This window comes from Rhodococcus erythropolis NBRC 15567, from assembly GCF_001552595.1.
Lineage (GTDB): Bacteria > Actinomycetota > Actinomycetes > Mycobacteriales > Mycobacteriaceae > Rhodococcus_F > Rhodococcus_F erythropolis.
The window spans coordinates 98,511-115,897 of sequence record NZ_BCRM01000010.1; the positions used below are offsets into that span (position 1 = coordinate 98,511).

Here is a 17,387-nt window from a genome sequence, read left to right on the forward strand (position 1 = left end):
TTTTCGGACGTGCGCTACTTCTACGACTGTGAATTCATCGAAGACGGTCGAACCATCGATCTCGTGTCCATCGGCGTTGTCTGCGAGGACGGCCGAGAGTATTACGCGGTCTCGACGGAGTTCGATCCCGCCCGTGCCGGTAGTTGGGTGCGCAAGAACGTGCTGCCGAAGTTGCCGCAGCCTTCGTCGCCGCTGTGGAAATCACGCGAGAAGATCCGCGACGATCTTCTGAAATTCTTCGTTCCGCGGCCGATGGTCGTTCCGGAGCTCTGGGCGTGGGTAGCCGCATACGACCACGTCGCGCTGTGCCAGTTGTGGGGCGATATGACCGAACTACCGCAGTCGATGCCGCGGTACACCCGCGAACTCCGACAGTTCTGGGAAGACAACGGCAGTCCTGCCCTCCCGTCAGCGCCCGCCGACGCACACGACGCACTTGCCGACGCCAGGCACAACCTCGTGAAGTTCGACGCGATTTCGGCAGCACGTTCACTTCGCTGACTCAGGTTTCGGTGCGCGAGAAGTGTCCCGATTGGGCTGCGATCGAGAGCCTGTGTGACGCGCCGACGGGCGAGCGAATATCCTGTAGAGGTGAACTGGACTGTCGACGTGCCGATCGACCGCTTGCCCGAACTCCCGCCGCTGCCTGCCGGACTGCGTAAGCAGCTCGACGAGGCACTTGCGAAGCCCGCTGCTCAGCAGCCCTCGTGGCCCGCTGACCAGGCGGCCGCCATGCGGACTGTGCTCGAGAGCGTGCCTCCCATCACGGTGGCCAGCGAGGTCGAGGCGCTGCAAGAGCGTCTCGCGCAGGTCGCGCGTGGTGAAGCATTCCTGCTCCAGGGCGGTGACTGCGCCGAGACATTTGCGGACAACACCGAGCCGCACATCAAGGGAAACATTCGCACGTTGCTGCAGATGGCCGTCGTGCTCACCTACGGTTCCTCGATGCCGGTCGTCAAGGTTGCTCGCATCGCCGGCCAGTACGCCAAGCCGCGTTCTGCCGACATCGACTCGCTGGGGCTCAAGTCGTACCGCGGCGACATGATCAATTCGCTCGTCGCCGACGAGGCAGTCCGTGCGCACGATCCTTCGCGTCTGGTGCGCGCATACGCCAACGCCAGCGCCGCGATGAACCTGGTTCGCGCGCTCACCGGCGCCGGTATGGCCGATTTGCACAAGGTGCACGACTGGAACCGCGAGTTCGTCGCAGCTTCGCCGGCGGGCGCACGCTACGAGCAACTGGCAGCCGAGATCGACCGCGGCCTGCAGTTCATGAACGCGTGTGGCGTCACCGATCCGAGCCTGCACCAGGCACAGATCTTTGCCAGCCACGAGGCCCTGGTTCTGGACTACGAGCGCGCGATGCTGCGTCTCGACAACGACAGCGACCACCCCAAGCTCTACGACCTGTCGGCCCACTTCCTCTGGATCGGTGACCGCACCCGTCAGCTCGACGGCGCGCACATCGCCTTCGCCGAGTTGGTCTCCAACCCGATCGGCCTCAAGATCGGTCCGAGCACCACGCCGGAAATGGCGGTGGAATATGTCGAGCGTCTCGACCCCACCAACAAGCCGGGTCGACTGACTCTGATCTCGCGCATGGGCAACGGCAAGGTCCGCGACCTGCTGCCGGCGATCATCGAGAAGGTCCAGGCCACCGGCCACCAGGTCATCTGGCAGTGCGATCCGATGCACGGCAACACCCACGAAGCCTCCACCGGGTACAAGACGCGCCACTTCGATCGCATCGTCGACGAGGTTCAGGGCTTCTTCGAGGTCCACAACGGCCTCGGCACGCATCCGGGTGGAATCCATGTCGAGCTGACCGGTGAGAACGTCACCGAGTGCCTCGGCGGCGCGCAGGACATCTCCGATCTCGATCTCGGTGGTCGCTACGAGACGGCGTGCGACCCCCGATTGAACACCCAACAGTCGTTGGAGCTCGCGTTCCTCGTGGCCGAGATGCTGCGAGGCTGAAACCCTGCTTCGCCGAAGCTGATTGGCACTGGCACTGATTTTCGGCAAACGCCCTCACCCGCTCGCGCAGGTGGGGGCGTTCGCTATTTCGTGAATCGTGTGACGAATCGGCGCTGCCAGGGCATTTCGACGGCGCGAGGTGAGTAGCGTGCGCGAACGTACGCGGTGGCATCCTCACTCGGCACTCCGTCCATAATGGCAAGAGCGGCCAAAGCTGTTCCGGTGCGGCCGAATCCGCCACCGCACGCGATCTCGACTCTTTCGGTTTCCGAACGCACCCACACTTCGTGCAAGGCGCTGCGCAGCACGTCGGGATCGCTCGGCAACCAGAAATCTCGCCAGCGGACCCACACCGAATCCCACTCGGTAGCGGGAGGTTCTTTACCGGTCAGGTAGACACCGAAGGTGGGGAGAGGCCCGGAAGGAAGTGGATTGCGGAGTCCTCGACCCCGAATCGATCTCCCCGACGGCAAGTCGAGTATCCCTATGCTCTCGGGTTCCCACGTGGCCATGAATTCAGACTAGGCCGAAGCGGACTGTCAGGGAATTGCGACGACGCTGACCTCGGTGCCCTTGGCAACGAGGTCGTTCTTGACGCTCTGGCTGATGATGACCGAGCTGTCGTTCTGGGTGAGCTGACGCACGGTGATCTCGAGGCCGAGGCGGCCGAGTTCTTCGCGTGCTGAGGAGACGGAGCGGCCGATCAGCGAGGGAACCTTGACGGAGTCGGAGATGAGGAGAACAACGGAGGTGCCGGCGTTGACGGAGGACCCGACTGCGGGATCTGTGCCGATCACGCTACCGCCCTCGACGGCGTCGTCGAACGTTGTTCTGGTGGTGCTGACGGAGATACCTACCTTGTCGAGGGCGGCGCGCGCAGCGTTCTCGGACATGCCCTTCACATCGGGAATGTCAACGGGCGGTGACCCTTTGGACGTGATGACCTTGACCGAGGAGCCCACGGCAACCTCGGTTCCCGGCGCCGGGTCGAGCGCCGCCACGCCGCCGATCGGGATCTTGGAGCTGAATGTGTCCCCGCCGTCGACCGCGACGAGAGTACGGTCGGCGAGTTGTGCGCCCAGGGCCGAGACGTCGCCGCCGGCCGGAATGGGCGGGACAGTCGGACGCCCGAGCGAAGTCAGCAGCGCGACGGTCGAGCCTTTGGTAACCCTGGAGCCGGAGGCCGGGTCTGTCCCGATCACCGTGTCGATGGGTTGGGCGTCGGAGTACTGACCCTGGACGTCGGGGGAGAGCCCGGCGTCCTGCAGAGCGGTGACCGCAGTGTCCTTGGTCAGCCCGTCGATCGAGGGAACAGCTGTATAGCGGCCCGAGCCCATCCACCATCCGCCGAAGCCCAACGCAAGCGCGAGGACCGCGATGACGAGCAGCCAGATCAGGGTGGCTCGTCGAGACTTGCGTCGTGCTTCGACAAAATGAGCGTGCGGATCGTCAGGTCCCAGTTGGTCGTCGCCGAAATCGGAACCGTCGTCGAAATCCGAGTCGCCGTCGACCGTCGCCGGACGAGCAGTTTGTGCGGTGACCGCGCGAGTGTGCTGAATGCCACCGGGGGGAGGAGAGCCCGTGCCGAGCGCCGTGGTGGCTGCCGCAGCCGGGGCCACGCCGGACGCCAATACCGTCGTGGCACCAGGGTTCGGGCGCGCAGCAGAGTTCGGGTGTACATCCGTCGGGGGCGCAGGCGCCGGTTGTGGCCGAGCCGGGGCAACCTGCGCGCTCTGGTGCTGGGCGCTTCGACGCGGAGCCGGAACGCGGTATGACGGAAGTTCCAGTTGTTCGCTCACACTGCGAAGTGCAGCTGCCATCTCACCAGCGTCGGCGAAACGATGTGCCGGCTCGCGGTGAGTGGCTTCGGCAACCAGGCGATCGAACTGCGCCGGTACACCGGGGATGCGTGAACCGGGGCGCGGGACATCGTCGTGGATTCGTTGGTAGGCGATGGAGAGTGACGTATCACCGGTGAACGGTGTTGTACCGGTGAGAAGTTCGAACATCAACACGCCGGTCGAATAGACGTCGCTTCGAGTGTCGGCAATTCCTGACGTCACCTGTTCCGGCGACAGATAGGCTGCGGTGCCGAGGATCACGCTGTTGGAGGTGGTGGTTGCTGCCGCGGCTGCACGCACCAATCCGAAGTCGGCGATCTTCACTTCGCCGGTGTCCGAGATCAAGATGTTCTCGGGTTTGACGTCACGGTGAACCAGTCCCGCTCGATGCGCCACCGCCAACGCGTCCAGGACAGGTGCCACGACTGCAGCGACGGCGTGAGGCGGCATCGGTCCGCGCTCACGAAGGAGTTCGCGCAAAGTTCCACCGTCGACGAGTTCCATCACGAGGAACACGTGATTGCGATCGCTGCCCTGGTCGTAGACGGCCACAAGGGACGGATGCTTGAGTCTGGCCACGGCCCGGGCCTCGAACTCGAAACGAGTCAGGAACGCTGGATCGCCGGCAAATTGCGGGTCCATCACCTTGATCGCGACAGGTCGATCCAACCGTGTATCGAGGCCTCGATACACGGTCGACATACCGCCGCGCGCGATCGGTGCGTCCACTCGATAGCGGCGCTCGAGCATTTCGCCGATCAACCCTCGACCTCCGTAATGACTATTCCTCCGTGCTTGCGATCTGTGTGGTTGTGCTCTGTGTGGTTGTGCTCTGTGTGGTTGTGCTCTGGGCGGTAGCTGTCAGCATGTAAGTAGTGGCCCCCGCCGTACGGGCGTCGATTCGCGGTCACCACGAAATCCCGGTTCACGAAATCCCGGTTCACGAAATCTCGGTTCGCGAAATCTCGGTTACTGATACGCCGCATCCCGTCCATCGTAGCCAGCGATACCGACGCGGAAGTCTCGAGAACGTCACAGAGCGCTGTGACCCAAGCGGAGCGGCGGTTTCGAGCACTGCACCGGGCGGTACACAGCGGGCTCGCCGGACCGGATAAACTTCTCGCGGTGAGCGCGATTCCTTATTGTGATGATGTCCTGGATTCTTCGGTTTCCCTGTTCCAGCTGGTGGATGTGGCGAAGAACGTCGGGTTGCCGGTGAGCAAGGTTCACCAGTTGCTTCGCGATCACAAGATCATCGCAGTCAAGCGGCATGGCGTTCTCGGTGTCCCCGAAGTGTTCTTCGGTGAGGACGGCCAGATCGTCAAGTGGTTGCCCGGTCTGCTGGCGGTGCTGCACGACGGCGGCTACACCGATATCGAAATCCTCCGCTGGTTGTTCCTGGCCGACGATTCCCTGCCGGGGCGCCCGGTGGACGCACTGCATGGTGATCTCGCGCGTGAGGTCATCCGCCGCGCACAGGCCATGGCTTTCTGAGATGCCGGCCTTCTGACAACTCACCTCATGCGGTTTTTCGCCGCGTAGGTTGCCGACCGGACCAGACCCGGCGCAGCGACTCGAAGTCGCGTGCGTCCGGGAACGGACACTCGTCGATGCAGTATCCGGAAGTCGGCGCGCTCGACCTGGTCGAGAATTGCTCCGTACAACACGAAAGCCGTGCGGATCGACGGCTGGACCCGCCGATCGAGCATCGGGATGCCGGATTCAGCAGACCGATACCGCCCCCGCGTCACGGCAATGAAGTGTGCCAGCGCGCGCTTGACCCGAACGTCCACCGTTCCGGTTCTGCGCCCGTGCTCGAGCATCTCGATGTCGACCCCGAATGCGGCGAACTCGCCCGCCGGGAGATACAGACGTCCCCGGTCGAGGTCTTCACCGACGTCGCGGATGAAGTTGGTCAGCTGAAACGCCTCACCGAGATTCGACGCGGGCACTACAGCTTCCTGCTGCGGAACGCTCACTCCGAGAATCGGGAGCATCTGCAAACCGATGACGACGGCGGAGCCGTACATGTACTCGGCAAGCTCGTCCATCGTGTTGTAGACGGGTCGAAACTTCGCGGTGTCGGGGGCGTCCATCCGCATGGACTCGAAGAAGGCGTCGAAGTATGCACGCGGAATGTCGAACGTCTTCACAGCATCGGCGAAGGCAGGGAGTACGCGTGTCAGGTCGAGGGGAACCGTCGACGGGAAGCCACCTGTCGCAGTGGGGTTGTCGAGTGCGGTGACGGCTGCACGTTCGACGTCGGCGAGCACCGTGCCTCGTTCATGCGGACCCGAGGGTTCGTCCACGACGTCGTCGACGACGCGAGCAAATGCGTAGAGAGCGTGAACTGCGCGGCGTCGAGGCTCGGGCAGCAACCGAGTGGCCAGAAAGTACGTTCGGCCGTGTTCCCTCGTCACGTCCTCGCAGAATTCATAGGACGCAGACAATGCGTTCATGACACGCGGATCACGCAGATTCTGACGTCGAGGGCGCCGAGGCGGCTGACGTCATTTCGATCGGTTTCTCGTGTTTGCGTCCACGAAGTCTGAGTGGATCTTCCGTCTGCAAGGACATAGCCGCGATCACGGCAGCGACGATGGCCAGAGCCACATGCGGGAAGGTGTAGAGGCCGATCGATCCGTCAGGCTGGAACACCAGCATCAGCCAGGTGGACAGCCCGGTCAGTACGGCGAGAGTCGTCGGCGACATTGCGAAACCGGCCGCTACTGCCAGCGGCCAGGAGTAGTACCAGGGGAGTGCTGCGGGGGACAGAACGACGATGGCGACCATCACGATCACGATGCCCATGACGGCGTCGCGCTCGGTCTTGCGGTAGCGCCACCACACGACGGCGATGATCGCGATCAACACAACCGCCGAGATGGTCCGGGAGACTTCGAGGATGTCGTTGAAATGGTCACCGGCGAACCAGGAGGTGGCCATGGTTCCGATGTGCGCCACGATCGTGGGCAGCGAGAGCCAGTTGATGATCTTTGCCGAACCCGAGAGTGCCGTCGTCCAGCCGAGGCCGACGCCGGCGATCAGTGAGGTGGATCCGAGTACCGCCACGAATACCGCGAAACCTGCACCGGCCGTTTTGACGAACGATCGGATCGGTGACGCCGGTTCTCGCCCGGCCGCGGCCGCGTCTTCCCGTTCGTGGATCATCCAGATCCAGACGATGAAGGGAAGTGCGACGCCCGCGGTTGCCTTGATCGCGACGGCGAGTGCGATCAGCCCGATTCCGAACAGGTGCTTGCGTTCGAGAGCGAGCGCAATGCCCGCGGCCATGAGGCCGACCATGAGCATCTCGTTGTGAACGCCGCCGATCAGGTGGATCAGGACGAGGGGATTGAGTACTGCGAGCCACAGGGCGATCGAGGTGTTTCCGCCGAGCTTCGTCGCGAGATGGGGAACGGCCCACATCATCAGGGCGAGTCCGGGCAGCATCGTGATCCGCAACAGCATCGTGCCGGCGATGACGTTCTCGCCGGTCAGCCGAACGATGGCGTCGGCAAGGAGAAGGTGAACCGGGCCGTACGGGGTAGTTGTCGTCGTCCACACGTTGGAGACGTTGTCGAGCAGGATTCCCGGATTGACGACGGGGCCGACGGCATACGGGTCGAAGCCGTTGCGTAACAACGCGCCCTGTGCCAGGTAGGAGTAGGCGTCACGGCTGAACATGGGCACCGCGAACAGCAGCGGAAACGTCCAGACCGGGACGACGTAGCGCAGGCCGCGCAACGAGACGTCACCGCGCAGAGTCGAGCGGCCCAGTCGAACCCAGGCAGCGATCATGCACAGGACACCGATCCAGACGATGGCCGCCGACAGAATCGATCCGTGTCCGAAACGGAGCCAGGACAGATGCATCGACTCGAGCAGCGGATCTTGGCGCCGGACGCTACCGGCACCGAATCCGCCGAACGTGATCATGACTGCGCCGAAGAAACCGAGCAGTGCACTGTGACCTTCGGGAGTCCGAAGGAAATTGGCGGCCCTTAGGTGCCACGGTCTTTCAGTGGCTGCGGCAGAGGACGTCATCGGTGCAGGTTCCTCCCCCGAGGAGATCGGTGTCGATCGGCGCATGCAGCGCCCGAGTCGGTGAATCGTGGATGAATGGTCGGTTACGAGGGGCTAGTTTAGTTGCTCGCACGAGTGCCCACCGCGCTGGCTCGCTCGCGTGTACCGGTAATACGTTCGGCGGCGAGCCGGCCGGACAGCAGAACGGTCGGTACTCCCACCCCCGGAACGGTTCCCGATCCGGCGAGAACGACGTTGTCGAAGCCGCGGGCGAGGTTCTTGCGTCGGAACGGCCCCGTCTGGGTGAAGGTGTGTGCCGCCGCGAACGGGCTACCCGCGGCCATGCCCTTCTCGAGCCAGGTCTGCGGGGTGTCGATGTGATCGATATCGAACCCCTCGACCAGTCCCGTATAGCCACGTTCTTGCAGCGTGAGGATGATTTCACGCACGTAGGCCGGGCCGAGAACTTCCCAGTCGAGCGGCGCACTGTCCAGATTCGGGCACGGCGCGAGGACTGACAGCGGTTCACGGATCCGGCCGTCTCGCGAGAAGGCCAGGCTCGGGTCGGTCTGCGCCGGTCGGGTGACGAGCAGTGACGGATCACTCATCAGTTGCCCGCGGCCGCGGCGTGCCGTGATCTCGGCGAAGGTGCGCTTCCACGCCTCGCCGAAGTCGATCATGTGGTGTCGCTGCGCGGGCCATCCGTCGGCGACGGCTGAAGAAACAGTGCCGTGAATCACGACCGCGGACGGCGATGTACGCACCGGTCGCGGGCGCAATCGCGTATGCGGGCGCAAGAGGGAGTCCGTGACGGCCATGTCGGGGGTGAGGACTGCGACATCACAGTCGTAGCTCTCACCGTCGCGTGTGTGTACGGCACGCACGCGACGGTCGCTCGCCTCGAGTCGTTCGACCGTGCGGCCGAGATGCAGAATTCCGCCGGCCTCGGTGAAAGCGTCGGCCATCGATTCGGCGATCGTGCGCATCCCGCCCTCGGGAAAGTAGACGCCCAGTGAGGTGTCCATGTGAGCGATCGCTCCGTACACGGCGAGGGCTCGAGATGGAGCAACGCCCGCATACAGCGCTTGGAAGGTGAAGATCCGCCGGAGGCGAGGGTCGCGGATCTTGCGATCAACCTGCCCGCCCAGTTTCCCGAATCCTCCCAGTGCGACGAGTCGGCTCAGATCCTTGACTGCGCCACGCGAATTGACCAGTCCGAGGGGAGAATCGAAGTCGGCGTCCATGAAGCGGTCGAATTCCGCGTCGAAGATGCGGTTCAGCCATCGCCGCAACGCACGGTATCGCTTCGCTTCTTCCGGCCCGCAGACACGAGAGACTTCGGCAGCCATGTCGTCGGGGTCGGCGTGAACATCGAGAGCGGTGCCGTCTGCGAATCGCGCGTGGTACGTCGGATCGAGCTTGTGCACAACGAATTTGGGGTTTGTCGAGTCGGGGTCGGCGCCGACGGCCGCAAGAGCGTCTTCGACGAGTTCGGGCATCGTGAGCACCGTTGCGCCGTTGTCGATGCTGTAGTCACTGCCCTGGTAGACACCGACTCGCCCGCCGACCGAGCCGTTGCTCTCGAGGATCGTGACATCGCGGCCGGCGCCACGCAGATACAACCCCGCAGACAGTCCGGCAAGTCCCGCGCCGACGATCACGACTCGATCGGTCGGCGAGCTGACGGTTCGAGTGCGGTGCACGTCTGCCACGGTCAGTAGCTTCGCTTCGTGGCCGCGATCGCCATATCGGTCAGGCGAGCCTTGGACTCTGCCGTTGCCGTGCTCGAGTCGAGGGCGTTCGCAGCTGCCTCGACGAGGGTGTCGATCTGCGTTTCGACGTCGGTGACGGCGCCAAGATCGGTGATCACCTGACGCAGAGTGTCGACTTCGTTGTCGGTCAACTGGGTGCCGATTCCGTTGCGGAGCAGTTCTGCTGCCGCCGGATCTGCGGCGTCGGCGCGGGCAAGCGCCATCGCGAACAGGACAGTCCGCTTACCGGCGATGAGATCGTCGCCCGACGGTTTGCCCGTGACGGACGGATCTCCGAAGACACCGAGCAGGTCGTCGCGAAGTTGGAAGGCAATCCCGATGTCGGTGCCGAACGTCCGGTAGGCATCGATCAACTCGGCGTCTGCACCGAACAATGCGGCGCCGAGGTGCAGTGGGCGTTCGATCGTGTACGCGGCGGTTTTGTAACGGTTGACCCGCATGGCTGCCTCGACGGTCTCGTCTCCGCGGGCTTCGTTGCTGATGTCGAGGAATTGGCCACCGAGCACCTCGGTGCGCATTGCCGACCAGACCGGGCTCACTCGTGCGGCCGCGTCGGGGCTGATGCCGGATTCTCGGATCATGTCGTCAGCCCAGGCCAAGGCCAGGTCGCCGAGGAGAATGGCGACGGCCTCGCCGAAGTGCGCGGAGTCGCCGCTCCACTCCTCGCCTCGGTGCTGGTCCTCGAATTCGACGTGAACGGTCGGGAAGCCGCGCCTGGTCGTTGATGCGTCGATGATGTCGTCGTGGACGAGCGCGCAGGCCTGCACCAGTTCGAGGGCCGCGCATGCACGAATCACCGCCTCCGCGTCGCTCCCGTTCGGGTCGCCTCCGGCGCCGAGCCATCCCGTCCAGGCGAACGAGGGCCGGACGCGCTTTCCTCCGCGCAGGACGAAGGCTTCGAGGGTGCTGACGGCTTTCTCGTATCCACCGCCGATATTCGAGACGAGTTCGCCGCGTGAATCGAAGAAGTCGCGGAGCGCTCCTTCGAACACGCCTGGCAGTTCGAGTGAGGTCGGATGCGGTGCGGTGTTGGTCGAACTCTGTCCAACGCGCGCGGTTCCTGCGGACAGGGTGGCCTCCAAGATCGGTATGTTCTCGCGCCGGAGGGTTACACGGAAGCGAGCTTGGGGCCCAGCTTAGTGGGGGTTGGAATCAACGGGGGTTCGGGCCGTGAACTGCGTGATCCTGACATTCGGGATACGCAGTCCTGGGCGATGAGCTTGTTTGCAGCTGGAAAACATATGCTTGACCGGTGACATTCGATCCAGTCAGGGGCCGCTCCAGCGAGGGGTGGGCCACCCGAACACCGTCGATCGTCGATCGGATCGCTTCCTCGACAGGTAGCCGTATTCCGTTCTCGGTCGAGTTTTCGCCGCCGCGCGACGCTGACGCCGAAGCGCGTCTGTGGCGTGCGGTGCGTACCTTCGAGCGGCTCGGACCGGCGTTCGTCTCGATGACTTACGGCGCAGGTGGCTCGACGCGCGATCGTACGGTGCGCGTCACCGGCGAACTGGCCGAGGAGACGACCCTGCTGCCGGTTGCTCACCTGACTGCCGTCTCGCACAGCACCGAAGAACTTCGCGCCATGGTCGGTGCATACGCCGATCGTGGGATCAGCAACATCCTCGTGTTGCGCGGCGATCCGCCCGGTGATCCGCTCGGCGAGTGGAAGAAGCATCCCGAAGGCGTCGAGTACGCCGAGGAACTCGTGCGGATGGTCCGTGACCTGGGCGACTTCCATGTGGGCGTCGCGTCGTTCCCCGAGGGGCATTACCGCGCTCCGGACTTGGCGTACGACACGAAGTACCTGGTGTCGAAGTTGCGTGCCGGCGCCGAGTACTCGATCACGCAGATGTTTTTCGACGTGGAGGACTACCTGCGTCTCCGTGACCGCGTGAGTGCATACGACGCAGAACAGGGCGCCAAGCCGATCATCCCGGAGATCATGCCGGTGACGTCGCTGCGCTCGGTGAGGCGCATGCTCGAGCTGTCGGGCTCGTCGTTGCCTCCCGCCCTCGAACGCCGATTCGACGCCGCGGCCGGAAGCGGTCCGGAAGAGAACCGTGCAGCGGTCCGCGAACTCGGCATCGATCTGGCCACCGAGATGGGAGAGCGGTTGATCGCCGAAGGCGCTCCGTGCCTGCACTTCATCACGTTGAACTTCGCGCGCGCCACCAGTGAGGTCCTCGAGCGACTCGGTCTCACCCCCGACACCTCTGTCGGGACAGCACAAGCCGTCTGATCCCGGTTGCCCCGCTCGACACCAATCGAGGGGGCAACCGCCAGGCGCTACTTCGTGGTGTTTTTCGGATTCCTGTTGTCAGCTTGCTTGCTGACAGGTGATTTCGTGACAGGCGTCTTCATGGCCGGTGCTTTCGCGGCGGGCGCGCGCTTGATCGGTGCTCGATTGCGCGCCATCCAGGCCATTGCACCGACGATAATCGCGACACCGAGCGCCAATCCGGCCATGATTCCTGCCCACCCGGCGAAGCTTCGGGTGCTGGGGTCCGCGTAGTTGACCTCGGCGCGCATTGTCGACACCTCGCCGGCGGGCAAAGTCCACGAAACCCGGGAATCGCCGTCTCGTGTTCCGTTGGTCGTGCCGACCCGTGCCGGGAAGGCGATGCTGACCTGGACGTCCGCGCCCTGAGTCGGAACCGTCTTCAGGTCTGCCTTGCCGTCGAGCGTGACGGTGTCCCCGGATCGCTTGAGGGTGATCTGGAACGACCCGGATCCCTCGGCATACATCGAGCCCAGTTGGGCGACGTCACCGAAGGACAAGTCGCTGAAGAACGCCTGGCTGCCGACGTATCCGTCCTTCTTGTATTCCTGAACCCGTATCTTGTCCTCCAGCGAGGAAGGCGGGGTCAGCTGCGGACCCTTGTCCGCCTCGTTCGCCGGAATAGCGGCAGCTACCACCTGTCCGGTCACACGATCGTTCGCGGACACTCCCATCGACACCTGCACGCGGATGCACCCGGCAAGCAAGGGAACAAGCATGAGGGCGAGCGCGGCAACCGTCAGGAAACGTTTCCGACTGGTCGGCTTGGCGGCGGGATCGGTGGACTGTTGCACAGTGGTCATCGTGCCAGCCGTGGCGTAGCCAGTCATCGAGGCGGGGGCGTGTCGGCGGGTGAAGTTCGGTGGGTGACCTTCACGACCTGCTCGAACGACGCATCCACTGACTCGCTTTACCCCGGCGGCTGTCGGACAGTGCGATTCGAGCGGCACTGCGACCACTGGCTCCGGACACACCACCACCGGGATGCGTCGAGGCTCCGGTCAGATACAACCCGTCTGCTCCCGGAACGCGATGGCCGGACAGTTCGGGAAGCGGTCGCCACAACATCATCTGATCGAGTGACATCTCGACGTGCATGACATTTCCGCCGATCATCCCCAATTCCGACTCGATGTCGCGGGGAGTCTGAATGAAGCGGTCGAGGACGGAATCGGCGAATCCGGGTGCAAAAGCCTCCATCTCGCCGACGATCCGGTCGGCCTCGGCCTCGGCGACCGACGCCCAATCGCGATGTCCGCTGAGACGATACGGCTGCCACTGCGACCACAGTGTCACCTGATGCCGCCCGGCCGGGGCGATCGTGGGATCGATTCCGCTGAAACTCATTCCGAGAACCGCAGGGCGAGGAGGCAGTTCCCCCGCCAGTGCTGCGCCGTGTGCAGTGCGCAAGTGGGCGCGATCGGAAACGAGTAATTGCAATCCCGAGGTACTTTCCCGTGTCGTGGCGTCGCCGCGGTAGGAGGGGAGCGCAGATGTCGCCAGTCGCAATACAGCGCCGATGCCGGGGCCGACCCTGATCTTCCGCAGCCAGTGATCGAGCGTGGTTCGGTCGAAGCCTCCGTTGCCCAGGAGATCGAGTGTCGTGAGGATGTGGCAACCCGCGATTACCTTGCGAGCGTGAACTTCTCGACCGCTCTCGGTTGTGACGGTCCAGTGATCAGAGTTCCGGCGGATCGACGTCACGGCGTCACCGAGCGCGACGGTGGCGCCGTCGACAGCCATCCGGGAGGCCAACGCAGCACTCAGTGCGCCGCTCCCTCCGACTGCTCGCCCGGGCGGTAGGACGTGCATGAGGGCCGCGAAGCCGACCATCGGAGCGGTTCCCGGTTCCGACATCGGAGGCCCGGACTGGGCGCCGAACCACGCCAACGCTGCCTTGAGCGCCTCACTGTCGAAATACTCGTCCAGCAGTGCGTCGCCAGGCGCGAGGAACTGCCGCGACAGTTCGCTGTTGCCGCGCGCTGTGGCCAGTCCTCCGAACGCACCGATCAGGTTCGATCCGGTGGGCGGTGTGGAAAATGCCTTCATCACGTGTCGGCTGCGCTCCGACCAGACCGCGACGAACCGCCCGTACGCGTCGGCGTCCTTTGTCCCGCAAGCTCGTTCGATGGACCGGCAGGTTGCGTCGAGGTCGCGATGAAACACGATGCCCGGCCCGTCGGTGCCAGGGGCGGGCGGAGCGAACGCCCACGGGTCACAGTCGATGTAGCGAAGGCCGTGCGCGCCGAGTCCGAGTTCCTCGATGATGCCGCTGTGTCGGATCATGAGGTGCGCAGACGACCCCCGGTCCACCTTGTATCCGGGAAATCGCTCGACTGTCGAGACGGCACCGCCGAGAACCGTGTCCTTCTCCAAAACCTCGACCGACCAACCCTCACGTGCGAGATACGCGGCCGAAACGAGCGCGTTGTGTCCGGAACCGACGACGACGGCGTCGAGAAATGCGCTCACAGCGGCAGTCCACGGCCGAGGACCGCAAATGGCCGGTTGTCGCCGGCAAAACGAAATCTGCGGAGCACGTCGCGAAAGCCGAGGCGGCGGTACAGCCGCCAGGCTCGGTTGTCCTCGTCGAACACCTCAGGTGTCGACAACAGAACGCTGCGTTCGGTTCGATCGACGAGGAGGTGACGCAAGAGCGATTCGCCCAATCGGTGACCTTGACCGTTCGGATGCACGTGGAGTTCGGTGAGTTCGAAGTAGTCGCTCAGAATCGCGTCGATCTCGCTCTGAGGGCGACCCGAGCGCCGAAGCCCGTGCAGTACCTGTTGATGCCACCACTGGTCCGGGCTCCCGCGATACCCGTAAGCGATCCCCACCAGCGGCAGATTTTCGTGTGACGGTTGCTGGGGAACCGCCAATGCGCCGACGGCTTTCCAGCCAGGCCGGTTCGCGTGCTCCTGCCACATCGGTGCGCGATGGAACTCGGTTCCTCGCGGATAGTCCATCGCAGTGACGTACACGGCCAGTGCCTCGTGGAGTCGACTCGCGAATTCTTCACGATCGAGGTCGACCGTATGTGGTGTCCAGGCGATCTGCGGGTCGACCGGTCTCACCTCTTCTCTTGACGGCGTGTCGGTGGGTGCAGTTATATTGAATAGGTCGAACAGATGTTCGATGTGGGTGATCCGGAGATGCCCGAAGGGAAGCGGGCATCTCCGGCCCACCTGGCCTTGGATCCTTACGGTGCAGGAGGTGCCCCGATGTCCGAGCATGTAAAGCCTGATCGTGTGAAGTGCCAACGAACTCTTCCGGCCGAGTTGTCGAGCCCGTCGGATGCCGCAATCTCGCGATTGCCGATATCGGCGAGGCGGTCCTTCGGTGCGACGGACGCCAGCCACCGCACTGCGCAAGTCGGAAAGTCCGGTGTGGCGTGGGGGCTCCTCCGGAAGGCGGATGCGCTTCTCGAGGAAGCGATTGGGGCGGGCGATCCTGCCGACCGGTTCCGGTGTGCCTATCTGGCAGCACTACGTGGTGCCGGGGCAGTGTTGGCCGCAGCTCCTGCCGGTGCCGGATCGAAGCGCAAGCGAAGCGGAAACGCGTGGGTTCTGATGGACGCCGCAGCGCCCGCGTTCGGAGCGTGGTCGAAGTTCTTCGCGGGGTGGTCCGCTGCGCGTGCGGCCGTGGAAACCGGTGTGTCGATCGTGATCACGGACTCCGATTCCGATGCATTCTTCGCCGAGGTCGGTCGTTTTCTCACGGCGGTCGAAGATTTCATCGGTCAGGACGCGTCCGAGCATTTGCGAGCGTCGTGAACAAATGGTCCGTGTTGGCAGTTGTTTCCGGGGAATTTCCTGGTCCGCACAGGCAAATGGAGCCGAATCGGGGCCCTTCGGCACGAATACGTACGCTTGTGGCGGAACTCGTACCCGGAGTTGGTGGTCCGAGACCTAAACTGCTCGTATTATGAAAACAGGTAATCGTCCAACTTGATTACCCGCCGCCCCACACCGTGGGGTGGTTGCCAAACTTCCAGTGCCGGGGGAGGTACCGTGCCACTCTCCGAGCACGAGCAGCGCATGCTCGACCAGATCGAGAGCGCTCTCTATGCCGAAGACCCCAAGTTCGCCTCCAATGTGAGGGGCGGCCGTATGCGGGCGCCGTCGAGTAGACGGCGGTTCCAAGCAGCGGCTCTATTCGTGCTGGGTCTGGTCCTGCTGATCGCGGGGGTTGCCCTCCCGCTCAAGCCGGGCGGTTTTCCGATCATCAGCCTGTTCGGTTTCTTGTTCATGTTCGGCGCAGGGGTCTTGTTCCTCTGGGGTGGTGGACGCAAGTCCGCAGCAGCAGCCGAACCCGCTTCCGAAGGTGGCAATCATCCCTCCGGTCCGCCGGGTAGGGGTAGTGCCGGTGGATCCGGGCGGGGACGCGGCCGCAAGTCCGGCGGCGGATTCTCGTCGCGGATGGAAGATCGATTCAAACGCAGGTTCGAGCAGGACTAGCTCTCCCGCCCTTCTTCGGGCGTACTTCGAGAGTGGTGCAGTTCGGACATGACGCCCTCTGTAGGGCACGGACGACCACACGTGTGGCGGTCGGCAACCAAGGTTGCCGACCGCCACACGTCGTTGGTGTGGGTGTTGTACATGTGTGCCGGCAATCCATCGAAGTGAATCAGTGACGCGCGAGCGAATCACTCGCCACCCACGGTCGCCCCTAGGCAAGCCCGCGGGCTTCCTCCACTTCACTCCACTCGGCCCTCCACTTTCCTCCACCCTGGTCGAACTGCAACGCACGACCAGACCTCGTCCCGCTCACGTCTATTCGAAAACCGCGCTTGTACTGCGATTTTGCTTGGGGGAGCGACAAATCGTGGCGTGAAGGGTCGATATGACGGCGGTGTGGGCCGGGACACGGTTGCAAATTTCCCCCACGTATCCCCACCTGCGCTGACCTGCTATTTATCAGCAAATGATGCTGAATAGGGACCATGTGCTCCTTGTTTGTGGGGGAAAGTGGGGTACTGTGGGTTCGGGCGGAGAGCTGAAGCACGATCCGCTCGATAGGGAGGGTTTCAGCGCAAGCTCGCAGGAGGTGTCGAGTGTTCCTCGGTACCTTCACGCCGAAGCTCGACGACAAAGGTCGGCTCACGTTGCCGGCAAAGTTCCGAGACGAACTGGCAGGAGGATTGATGATCACCAAGAGTCAAGATCACAGCCTCGCCATCTACCCCCGGGACGAGTTCGTCAAGCTTGCTCGAAAGGCAGCGGCAGCTCCACGCAATGATCCGGCAGCTCGGGCGTATGTACGTGCCCTGGCCGCCGGTACAGATGAACAGCACGCCGATGCCCAGGGGCGAATCACCCTCTCGGCTGATCATCGGCGTTACGCAAACCTGTCCAAGGAATGCGTAGTGACCGGCTCCGTCGATTACCTCGAGATCTGGGATCTAGCAGCCTGGGAGAGGTATCTCGGAGACAACGAAGAGGACTATTCGCAGGCAACAGGCGAATCTCTCAGCGAGATCGTCTAGGCGAA

General features: G+C 63.7%; 16 protein-coding genes. 7 read left to right on the forward strand and 9 right to left on the reverse strand.

The window, feature by feature from the left end:
- The first annotated feature begins 9 nt into the window (after positions 1–9).
- Positions 10–501, forward strand: coding sequence for a polyadenylate-specific 3'-exoribonuclease AS (locus RE4_RS15865; RefSeq protein WP_003941683.1), 492 nt, complete (start codon positions 10–12; stop codon positions 499–501).
- A gap of 90 nt (positions 502–591) precedes the next feature.
- Positions 592–1,977 (forward strand): class II 3-deoxy-7-phosphoheptulonate synthase, encoded by a 1,386-nt coding sequence (locus tag RE4_RS15870; protein ID WP_007730070.1) that lies wholly within the window; start codon positions 592–594, stop codon positions 1,975–1,977.
- 83 nt (positions 1,978–2,060) lie between these two features.
- On the opposite strand, the gene RE4_RS15875 is transcribed toward RE4_RS15870, so the two are convergent.
- Together RE4_RS15875 and pknB are read right to left on the reverse strand one after the other, a co-directional pair.
- The gene (locus RE4_RS15875) at positions 2,061–2,489 is read right to left on the reverse strand and encodes a protein-tyrosine phosphatase family protein (RefSeq protein WP_060938903.1); all 429 of its coding nucleotides are present in this window, start codon (positions 2,487–2,489) and stop codon (positions 2,061–2,063) included.
- Between the two features lie 27 nt (positions 2,490–2,516).
- On the reverse strand, positions 2,517–4,580 hold the full coding sequence (gene pknB / locus RE4_RS15880) for a Stk1 family PASTA domain-containing Ser/Thr kinase (RefSeq protein ID WP_081098375.1): 2,064 nt from the start codon (positions 4,578–4,580) through the stop codon (positions 2,517–2,519).
- A 363-nt stretch (positions 4,581–4,943) separates the two neighbouring features.
- Here pknB and RE4_RS15890 point away from each other — a divergent pair, with 363 nt between their 5' ends.
- Positions 4,944–5,312, forward strand: a complete 369-nt coding sequence (locus RE4_RS15890) for an Rv2175c family DNA-binding protein (RefSeq protein WP_020969869.1) — start codon at positions 4,944–4,946, stop codon at positions 5,310–5,312.
- 20 nt (positions 5,313–5,332) lie between these two features.
- Here RE4_RS15890 and RE4_RS15895 read toward each other — a convergent pair whose 3' ends face one another.
- The 4 genes from RE4_RS15895 to RE4_RS15910 all read right to left on the reverse strand — a co-directional run bounded on the left by RE4_RS15895 (position 5,333) and on the right by RE4_RS15910 (position 10,698).
- A complete protein-coding gene (locus tag RE4_RS15895) occupies positions 5,333–6,277 on the reverse strand; it encodes a phytoene/squalene synthase family protein (RefSeq protein ID WP_029255559.1) in 945 nt (314 codons plus the stop codon).
- 10 nt (positions 6,278–6,287) lie between these two features.
- A complete protein-coding gene (locus RE4_RS15900) occupies positions 6,288–7,865 on the reverse strand; it encodes an alpha-(1->6)-mannopyranosyltransferase A (protein ID WP_020969867.1) in 1,578 nt (525 codons plus the stop codon).
- 98 nt (positions 7,866–7,963) lie between these two features.
- Entirely contained in the window at positions 7,964–9,556 is a 1,593-nt protein-coding gene (gene crtI / locus RE4_RS15905) for a phytoene desaturase family protein (RefSeq protein WP_060938906.1), read from the reverse strand.
- A gap of 2 nt (positions 9,557–9,558) precedes the next feature.
- Complete coding sequence (locus RE4_RS15910) at positions 9,559–10,698, reverse strand: polyprenyl synthetase family protein (RefSeq protein ID WP_081098376.1); 1,140 nt, start codon at positions 10,696–10,698, stop codon at positions 9,559–9,561.
- 170 nt (positions 10,699–10,868) lie between these two features.
- On the opposite strand from RE4_RS15910, the gene RE4_RS15915 reads away from it, so the two are divergent.
- Entirely contained in the window at positions 10,869–11,858 is a 990-nt protein-coding gene (locus RE4_RS15915) for a methylenetetrahydrofolate reductase (protein ID WP_020908084.1), read from the forward strand.
- A gap of 47 nt (positions 11,859–11,905) precedes the next feature.
- Here RE4_RS15915 and RE4_RS15920 read toward each other — a convergent pair whose 3' ends face one another.
- From RE4_RS15920 to RE4_RS15930, 3 genes are all read right to left on the reverse strand, one after another.
- Positions 11,906–12,700 carry an LppM family (lipo)protein gene (locus RE4_RS15920; RefSeq protein WP_202022304.1) on the reverse strand — a complete coding sequence of 265 codons (795 nt, stop codon included), beginning with the start codon at positions 12,698–12,700 and terminating at the stop codon, positions 11,906–11,908.
- A 70-nt stretch (positions 12,701–12,770) separates the two neighbouring features.
- Positions 12,771–14,369, reverse strand: a complete 1,599-nt coding sequence (locus RE4_RS15925; RefSeq protein WP_060938907.1) for a phytoene desaturase family protein — start codon at positions 14,367–14,369, stop codon at positions 12,771–12,773.
- A complete protein-coding gene (locus RE4_RS15930; RefSeq protein ID WP_029255555.1) occupies positions 14,366–14,971 on the reverse strand; it encodes a GNAT family N-acetyltransferase in 606 nt (201 codons plus the stop codon). Before RE4_RS15930 ends, RE4_RS15925 begins: the two co-directional genes overlap by 4 nt.
- 147 nt (positions 14,972–15,118) lie before the next feature.
- Between RE4_RS15930 and RE4_RS15935 the strand changes: the two genes are divergently transcribed.
- The 3 genes from RE4_RS15935 (at position 15,119) to mraZ (ending at position 17,382) form a co-directional block, all read left to right on the forward strand.
- On the forward strand, positions 15,119–15,670 hold the full coding sequence (locus tag RE4_RS15935; RefSeq protein ID WP_020908080.1) for an SAV_6107 family HEPN domain-containing protein: 552 nt from the start codon (positions 15,119–15,121) through the stop codon (positions 15,668–15,670).
- A 237-nt stretch (positions 15,671–15,907) separates the two neighbouring features.
- Entirely contained in the window at positions 15,908–16,354 is a 447-nt protein-coding gene (locus RE4_RS15940) for an SCO2097 family morphological protein (RefSeq protein ID WP_019748880.1), read from the forward strand.
- A 596-nt stretch (positions 16,355–16,950) separates the two neighbouring features.
- Positions 16,951–17,382, forward strand: a complete 432-nt coding sequence (mraZ, locus tag RE4_RS15945) for a division/cell wall cluster transcriptional repressor MraZ (RefSeq protein ID WP_003941779.1) — start codon at positions 16,951–16,953, stop codon at positions 17,380–17,382.
- Positions 17,383–17,387 lie beyond the last annotated feature (5 nt).

Coding starts and splice junctions, on each gene's coding strand:
- RE4_RS15895 (WP_029255559.1), bottom strand. CDS start 6,277: ATGAACGCATTGTCTGCGTCCTATGAATTCTGCGAGGACGTGACGAGG.
- RE4_RS15875 (WP_060938903.1), bottom strand. CDS start 2,489: ATGGCCACGTGGGAACCCGAGAGCATAGGGATACTCGACTTGCCGTCG.
- RE4_RS15920 (WP_202022304.1), bottom strand. CDS start 12,700: ATGACCACTGTGCAACAGTCCACCGATCCCGCCGCCAAGCCGACCAGT.
- RE4_RS15935 (WP_020908080.1), top strand. CDS start 15,119: ATGTCCGAGCATGTAAAGCCTGATCGTGTGAAGTGCCAACGAACTCTT.
- RE4_RS15900 (WP_020969867.1), bottom strand. CDS start 7,865: ATGACGTCCTCTGCCGCAGCCACTGAAAGACCGTGGCACCTAAGGGCC.